Origin of the sequence: uncultured Maricaulis sp. (assembly GCF_963976135.1) — a bacterium.
Classification (GTDB): domain Bacteria; phylum Pseudomonadota; class Alphaproteobacteria; order Caulobacterales; family Maricaulaceae; genus Maricaulis.
This window is the reverse complement of record NZ_CAXBKN010000114.1, coordinates 1-7,597: the sequence shown is the minus strand read 5'-3', so window position 1 is coordinate 7,597 and position 7,597 is coordinate 1. Positions and strand designations below refer to the sequence as shown.

Genomic DNA, 7,597 nt, shown 5'->3' with positions numbered 1-7,597 from the left:
ACCCCTCCAGCACCCGAACCAGCCGCTCCATGAAGCCGCAACACTGATCGAGCTGGTCGATCGCCACGAATTCGTCCGGCTGGTGCGCCTGGGTGATCGAGCCGGGGCCGCAGACGACGACGGAAAGGCCCGCGGCCTGGAATTGGCCCGCCTCGGTGCCATAGCTGACGACGCGGGTGGAGTTATCGCCGGTGAGCTGGCGCGCCAGGCGTTCGGCGGCGCCGTCGGCCTCGCGGGCGAAGGCGGGCACGTTCGAGCGCACGGTTACCGTCACACTGGCTTCGGGGACTGATTCGCGCATCTTCGCTTCGACGGCGGCGGCGCGCTCGCGCAGGCCGGCCTCGATCGCGTGCGGGTCATCCCAGGGGGCCGGGCGGATCAGGCTGGCGAACTGGGCATCGAGGGCGAGGATGTTGAGCGCTGTGCCGCCCTTCATCTCGCCAATCGTCAGCGTGCCGAAAGGCGGGGTATAGGGGCTGTCATCGGGGGCAGCGGCTTCCATTTCGGCAGCGCAATCGACCAGGTATTGCATCAGCGGCACGGCATGGGTGACGGCGCAGGCACCGTCTCTCACGAGGGAGGAATGTGCCTCGCGGCCGCGCAGTTTCACCACCATCGAGAACAGGCCCTTATGGGCGGTGACGACTTTCATATCGGTCGGTTCGCCGACGATGACGCTTGAAGGCTTGACCGGACCCGCCATGATTTTCTCGATCATCGCCGGCGCGCCGATACAGCCAATCTCCTCGTCGAAGGAGAGCGCGATATGAACCGGGCGCTTGAGCTGGGCAGCCGCAAACATCGGCGCCAGCGCCAGGATGCAGGCGGAAAACCCCTTCATGTCGCACGTGCCGCGGCCATAGAGCCTGCCATCGCCCTTGTCGGTCAGCGTCCAGGGATCCGAGGTCCAGGGCTGGCCATCGACCGGCACGACATCGGTATGGCCCGACAAGACCACGCCGCCATCGACCATCGGCCCGATAATCGCGTGCAGATTGGCCTTGGTCCCGTCGCTATTGGGGATGCGCTCGCAATGCGCCCCCAGCGCGGTCAGGCGCTGCTCGACATGGTCGATCAGGGGCAGGTTGGAATTGCGCGAGGTGGTGTCGAAGGCGATCAGATCGCGCAATTCTTCGATCGCGGTCGCAAGGAAGGGCGATGGCTGGGACATGGATGACCTCGAACAGTTGTAGCATCGGTGTTAGCCGGTTTTTCACTTCAATTCCAAAACTCAGTGCCCAAGCGGCCAGCGCACACGCAGTATCACCGGGTTTTGCTGATTGTGGACCTGATGCCTTCGAGATGGACCTCCTTTTTAAGGGCCTGGGTGGCCGACCAGCGCGGCAATGTCGCGCTGATGTTCTCGATATTGCTGATGCCGCTCATGGTGTTGACCGGCGGTGCTGTCGATCTCAATCAGGCCCTCAATGCCCGGACCCGGCTGGCGCAGGCGCTCGACGCAGCCGCCCTCGCCGTCGGGGTCCAGACATCGCTCACGGAGGATGAGGCCGCTGAATTCGCACTCGGCTTCGTGACAGCCAATTATCCGCCCAGCGAGATCGGTGAGATTGGCGGGCTGACCGTGGCACTCGATACGCAAAATGACATCGTCACGGTCGGCGCCGAGGCGCGCATTGCCACGCTCGTACTGTCGCTGATCGGGATTGATGCCATCACCGTGCACTGGGAGAGCGAAGTGCAACGCGCGCGCCGCCGGCTCGAACTGGCCATGGTGCTCGACAATACCGGCTCCATGGGTGGCTCGAAAATAGCCAGCCTGCGCGATGCGGCGCATTTGCTGACCGACATCCTGTTCGAGGGTGCCGATCCGGACCGGCTCAAGATCGGCCTTGTGCCCTTTGCCTCGACAGTGAATGTCGGGACCCAATATGAGCGCGCCTGGTGGCTCGACCTGGATGGCCTGTCACCGCTGCACTCGGAGAATTTCATCCCGGCCGCCAATCGCTGGGAGCTGTTCGACACGATTACCAATCGCGACTGGACCGGCTGTGTCGAGGCGCGGGCCATTCCCCATGATATCGAGGATACGCCGCCGTCTGCCGCATCACCGGACACGCTCTTCCTGCCCTATTTTGCACCGGACGAGTCGAGCTATGGCTCTTATCCCAACAGCTATATGAGCGATCAGATGTCGGGCTATGACCAGACCGCCCGGATGCGCAATGCGCCTAAATATACCGGCGCGTCGGTTTCATCCGGCGACGGGCCCGGCTGGGGCTGCACGGCGCGGCCGATCACGCCGTTGACCGGTAATCAGAATACGATCAATTCCGGCATCTCCGCCATGATCGCCAGCGGCACGACGAATATCCCGATCGGCGTCAGCTGGGGCGTGCGCGTCCTGTCACCGGGCGAGCCTTTCACCCAGGGCGTGGACTGGGACGAGGACGACACGATCAAGGCGATGGTCGTGCTGACCGATGGCGAGAATTACCTCAATGGTCGCGGCAACAGCAATTATTCGGACTATTCCGGCTATGGCTATATGCGCGATGGCCGTCTTGGCATTGTCTCCTCGAATGACACCACGATCCGCAATGCCCTCAATGCCCGCACCGCGGCGGCCTGTGAATATGCCCGGGAGCGGGGCATCCGCGTCTACACCATCACCTTCCAGGTCAATTCCAGCTCGACGCGCAATATGATGCAGGCCTGTGCGACCCATCCAGGCCTGTATTTTGACTCGCCCTCATCGGACGCCCTGCGCGATGCATTCGAGATGATCGCGGGCGATCTGAGCAATCTGCGCCTTTCGCGATAACGCACTCAAAATAAACTCACAATTCTAACTCGGTTTTAACTCGGGACCGGTAGAAGCCTGGAGATTAGATGAGGGTGCCCTTGCATGTGCCTGAGCCGTTTTCCCGGAATTCTGTCCCGTTTTGCGAAGGATCGCCGCGGCAATATTGCGGTCATTTTCGCGCTGGCGCTGATGCCCGTCACCCTGCTGGCCGGTGGATCTGTCGATCTCAGTACCGCGATGAATGCCCGAAGCCGCCTCGCCCAGGCGCTCGATGCGGCCGCCCTGGCGGTCGGCGTCAACGCCTCGGTCTCCAATGCCGATGCGCTGACCATCGCCAATGGCTTCATCAATGCCAATTATCCCGAACGCGAAATGGGCAATATCACCAACGTGACAGTGACCCTCGACCCGGTCACCGACAGCGTCACCGTGCGCGGCGCCGCCGAAGTGCGCACCACCATGCTCGCCCTGGCCGGGATACCGACCATCACCGTGCATTGGGAAAGCGTGGCCCAGCGCGCCCGCCAGCGTATCGAGCTGGCCATGGTGCTCGACAATACCGGCTCGATGAGCGGTTCCAAGATCACGGCCCTGCGGGGTGCGGCGCATCTGCTCTCGGAAATCCTGTTTGAAGGCATCGGCGATACCGGGGACGTGAAGATCGGTGTCATTCCCTTTGCCGCAACGGTCAATGTCGGCACCGGATTCGCACGCGACTGGTGGCTGGACCCGAATGCCGCCTCACCGATCCACGCCCAATGGGCCGGCGGCGATCAGACAAGCGAGGTCTGCACCGGCAATGGCAATCGGCGCAGATGCACGACCACGATTATCCACCCCAATCACTGGGATTTGTTTGATGACCTGCGCAATACGTCCTGGGGTGGCTGCGTCGAGGCGCGCGCCGTGCCAATGGATATTGACGACACCACGCCCAATGCCAGCCGGCCGGAAACCCTCTTCATCCCCTATTTTGCCCCCGACGAGCCGGACCTGTCGGGCTATTCCAACAATTATCTGAGCGATGGACTCGCCAGCGGAGTGGTCGGGAGCGTTCTCAACCGGCTGCGCAATCTGCTGAAATATGACGATGGTCGGCCCAGCTCGAACGGGCCGAATGCGGCCTGCACAGTGACGCCGATCACCCCGCTCACCACCTCGCGCTCGCGCGTTGACGCGGCCATTTCGGCCATGGCGGCGAACGGCAATACCAATATCGCCAATGGTATTGGCTGGGGCGTGCGCGTCCTGTCACCGCAAATGCCCTTCGCGGAAGGCGTTGCCTATGATGACCGCACCGTGCTCAAGGCGATGGTGATCCTGACAGACGGGGAGAATGTGCTCTCGGGACAGGGCAATGACTTCATGTCCCGCTATGAGGCCTATGGCTATATCAGCGACAACCGGCTTGGTGTGCGCACCTCGAACGGCAATCTGCTCAGCACGGCGCTCAATGCGCGCACCGCAGCGGCCTGCGCCTATGCCAAGGCGCAGGGGATCCGGGTCTACACGATCACCTTCCAGGTCAGTTCAAGCTCGACGCGAAACATGATGCAGGCCTGTGCCACCAGTGCGAGCCTGTATTTTGACTCGCCCTCATCCTCGGCCCTGCGCGATGCCTTCGAGATGATTGCCGGCGATCTCGCCAATCTGCGGCTGTCGCGATAGGTCACCATTGGTTAACCACCTCATCTAACGGCCCTTTAACCCCGAACCTGTAGAGTTTTACCGAATTGATGATGGTAAACGCACATGTTCCTGGCCCGCTTCTTGAGAAAAATCGCAGAATTCGCGACCAATCGGCGGGGCAATGTCGCGGTGATTTTTTCGCTGGCGCTGATGCCGGTGACCCTGCTGGCCGGCGGTTCCGTCGATCTCAGCACGGCGATGAATGCCCGCAGCCGCCTCGCCCAGGCGCTCGACGCCGCGGCGCTCGCCGTCGGCGTCAATTCCACCATCTCCGATGAAGATGCACTGACGATTGCCCGCGGCTTCATCGCAGCGAATTACCCGGAACGCGAGCTGGGTGACATCACCAGCGTCTCGGTCTCGCTCGACCCGGAAACCGACAGCGTCACCGTACGCGGCGCCGCCGAAGTTCGCACCACCATGCTCGGCCTGGCCGGCATCCAGACCATTACCGTGCACTGGGAGAGCGTCGCCCAGCGCGCCCGCCAGCGTATCGAGCTGGCCATGGTACTCGACAATACCGGCTCGATGGGCGGCTCCAAGATCCGCGGCCTGCGCGATGCCGCTCATCTCCTGTCGGAAATCCTGTTTGAAGGCGGCGATGATCCGGACGACGTCAAGATCGGCCTGGTGCCCTTCGCCGCGACGGTCAATGTCGGCACCGGCTTCGAGCGCGACTGGTGGCTGGACCCCGACGCCCTCTCGCCTATCCATGCCCAATGGGCCGGCGGCGATTTCAGCGTCGAGGAATGCACCGGCCGCGGCCGCCGGCGCCGCTGTACAACCACGACCATTCATCCCAATCACTGGGATTTGTTCGACAGCCTGCGTAACACCAGCTGGGAAGGCTGCGTTGAATCGCGCTCGCTGCCCATGGATATCGACGACACGGCGCCCAACCCGGCCCGGCCCGAAACCCTGTTCGTCCCCTATTTTGCCCCGGACGAGCCAGACACCTGGCGCTTCCCCAATGACTATATCGACGATGGCAGCTTTCTCAGCCTCGGCATTCTCGACGAGATTTTCGAGCGCCTGCGCAATCTGGCGAAATATGATGATGCGCGGCCAAGCGGTGGCAGTCCGAACGCGGCCTGCACGACAACGCCGATCACGGCGCTGACGACTTCACGTTCGCGGATCGATAATGCGATTTCCGATATGGAAGCAAATGGAACCACCAATATCGCCAACGGCATCAGCTGGGGTGTGCGGGTTCTGTCACCACAAATGCCGTTCAGCGAGGGCACCAGCTATGATGATCGCGACGTGCTCAAGGCGATGGTGATCCTGACCGACGGCGAAAACGTCCTGCGCGGGCAAAGCACCGATTTCATGTCGGAATACGAGGCCTATGGATATATCACTGACGACCGCCTCGGCATTCGTACCACCAGCAGCAGCAGGCTCGGTGACGCCCTCGACGAGCGTACAGTCGCGGCCTGCAATTATGCCAAGTCCCAGGGAATCCGCGTCTACACCATCACATTCCAGGTCAATTCCAGCTCGACCCGGGACATGATGCGGGCCTGCGCGTCCAGCGACAGCCTGTATTTCGACTCGCCGTCGACCTCGGCGCTGCGCGATACATTCGAGATGATCGCCGGCGATCTCGCCAATCTGCGCCTGGCACGCTAGCGCCGCACCGGTGAGCGCAAACTCACCGGCACGGCCCTGACTTTGGCGAATTGATTTTCGAACCGGATGACCGGGCCTAATTGGCGCCCGGGATATCGATCAGTTCAAGCTGGAAAACGAGGGCTTCATTCGGGCCGATCGGACCGCCCGGCGTGCCACGTGGGCCATAGGCCAGCTCTGGCGCGATGAAGAGATCCCAGGCTTCGCCGACACGCATCAGCGGCAGGGCTTCGACCCAGCCGGCGATCAGACGGTTGGAGGGGAAGGTCGCTGGCTCGCCGCGAGCATAGGAGGAATCGAACTCGCCGCCATAGGCGAACATGCCGCGATAATGCACCGTGACCATATCGCCGGAGACCGGTGAAATGCCATCCTCGGCAGGCTGGCGGATACGGAAGAGCAGGCCGGACGGCAGTTCGAACACGCAGGGTTCGGCGCGCACAGCATCGAGATAGTCACGGGCTGCGGCAGCGTTCACGTCGGCGTCCTGATTGCCGGCCTCTGGCGCGTCAATGACGAGCATGGTGGTATCGGCGGCGCCCTGACAGGCGCGGGCTTCGGCAACCGTCGCCGCCTCGACCGTCATCACCGGTGCCTCGGGCTGGGCTGCGGCCGGCGCTGCTTCAGTCACAGCATCCGTTTCACTCGGCGGTGCATCACTCACGGGCACGTCTCCACTCGAACAGGCCGAGAGCGCCAGGGCGGAGGCGGCTGTCATCAACACGGCAAATCTCATTTTCAATCTCCATTTCGGGCAGGCCTGCCCGGTTCAGTTGTGCCGATGCGAGAATTCTATTCGGCGTCACGCGGCAATATCGTCACCCGCCAGCTGGCTTCCGGCTGCAGGTAGTCCGCCGCCATCCCGATCAGCTCGTCACGGGAAATTTCGGCATAGTCACTGGCCAGGGCGCGAATCCGGTCGAGCCGCTCGGGCTTGTCCCAGGATTGCGACAGCCAGTTGAGCCAGGCGCCATTATTCTCGAACGCATCCTCGATCTGCTCCAGCAAGGGCCGGCGGGCGCGCAGGACTTCATCCTCGGTGATCTCGCCGGCGGCCAGTGCGGCGGCCAGCTCGTCAATCGCGGCATAGGTCGCGTCGACATTCTCGAGCCGGACATCGACGCCGACCCAGAGATAGCCGTAGTCAGGATAGACATCCGACGTCGTCGAGCTGTTGAAGGCGGAATAGGTAAAACCCTCGGCCTCGCGCAGGCGTTCGGTCAGCTTGAGGTCGAACACGGCGCGCAGCAAGGCCAGGGCACGGCTGCGGCGTGGCTCGCTATCATCGAAAGTCGGCCAGTAGACATTTGCCATGGCCTGATAATCCGGACCGTTATGGCGCAGGATGACCGGCTCGCTGGTGGCTTCAGGGAAGCGGACATCACGCGCCTCGGCATAGTCGGGCCAGCTTGTAGCCCGCTCTGGCAGGGCGCCGAATGTGGCACCGACCGCGGCGATGACCGCCTCTTCGCTGATATCGCCAACAATCGTGATCTCGATCGGCGCATT

The 7,597-nt window shown here is 62.6% G+C and carries 6 protein-coding genes; 3 read left to right on the top strand and 3 right to left on the bottom strand.

What is annotated here, in order from left to right; translation table 11 throughout:
• Positions 1-1,171: acetylornithine deacetylase (argE, locus tag AAC023_RS12775; RefSeq protein ID WP_339741580.1), on the bottom strand; the 1,171-nt coding region annotated here is incomplete at its 3' end.
• A gap of 120 nt (positions 1,172-1,291) precedes the next feature.
• On the opposite strand from argE, the gene AAC023_RS12770 reads away from it, so the two are divergent.
• The 3 genes from AAC023_RS12770 (at position 1,292) to AAC023_RS12760 (ending at position 6,088) form a co-directional block, all read left to right on the top strand.
• Entirely contained in the window at positions 1,292-2,782 is a 1,491-nt protein-coding gene (locus tag AAC023_RS12770) for a pilus assembly protein TadG-related protein (RefSeq protein ID WP_339741579.1), read from the top strand.
• A gap of 84 nt (positions 2,783-2,866) precedes the next feature.
• The gene (locus AAC023_RS12765; protein WP_339741578.1) at positions 2,867-4,432 is read left to right on the top strand and encodes a pilus assembly protein; all 1,566 of its coding nucleotides are present in this window, start codon (positions 2,867-2,869) and stop codon (positions 4,430-4,432) included.
• A 102-nt stretch (positions 4,433-4,534) separates the two neighbouring features.
• Positions 4,535-6,088, top strand: a complete 1,554-nt coding sequence (locus tag AAC023_RS12760) for a pilus assembly protein TadG-related protein (RefSeq protein WP_339741577.1) — start codon at positions 4,535-4,537, stop codon at positions 6,086-6,088.
• A 76-nt stretch (positions 6,089-6,164) separates the two neighbouring features.
• Here the strand turns inward: AAC023_RS12760 and AAC023_RS12755 are convergent, their stop codons facing one another.
• Positions 6,165-6,806, bottom strand: a complete 642-nt coding sequence (locus AAC023_RS12755) for an FKBP-type peptidyl-prolyl cis-trans isomerase (RefSeq protein WP_339741576.1) — start codon at positions 6,804-6,806, stop codon at positions 6,165-6,167.
• A gap of 74 nt (positions 6,807-6,880) precedes the next feature.
• Positions 6,881-7,597, bottom strand: a 717-nt coding sequence (locus AAC023_RS12750) for an insulinase family protein (protein ID WP_339741575.1), incomplete at its 5' end; no start/stop codon positions are given.